Here is a 272-nt window from a genome sequence, read left to right as displayed (position 1 = left end):
AACAATTGGACCACAGGCCTGCATCACAGGAGGCGTCAGCACCAGCGGGCGCCACGGTGGTATTGGCCAATGAAGGGACCAACCACACCCGAGCCCTACCCCGGGACCTGCCTTCGGCAACCGAATTCATTCCGCGCCAGAGCAACCCGACCACCGTTCTCTCACCTGCAGGCAGCCCGAGCCGGCATGCCGGGCTTGGTTCACTCGCGGAAATCGATGCGGACAAAGACCTTCGTCCACCCGGCAAACGGCAGCTGAAACGGCTCGAACGC

General features: G+C 63.2%; 1 protein-coding gene. It reads left to right on the top strand.

Annotated features, from left to right (window positions below; all coding sequences use genetic code 11):
• Window positions 1-56 precede the first annotated feature (56 nt).
• On the top strand, window positions 57-272 hold a 216-nt coding region (locus SB724_RS20155; RefSeq protein WP_410572620.1), incomplete at its 3' end, for a hypothetical protein.

Origin of the sequence: Bacillus sp. SIMBA_031 (genome assembly GCF_046535225.1) — a bacterium.
GTDB lineage: Bacteria > Bacillota > Bacilli > Bacillales > Bacillaceae > Bacillus > Bacillus velezensis.
Note: the sequence above shows the minus strand (reverse complement) of the source record. Positions and strands in the feature narration are given on the sequence as shown.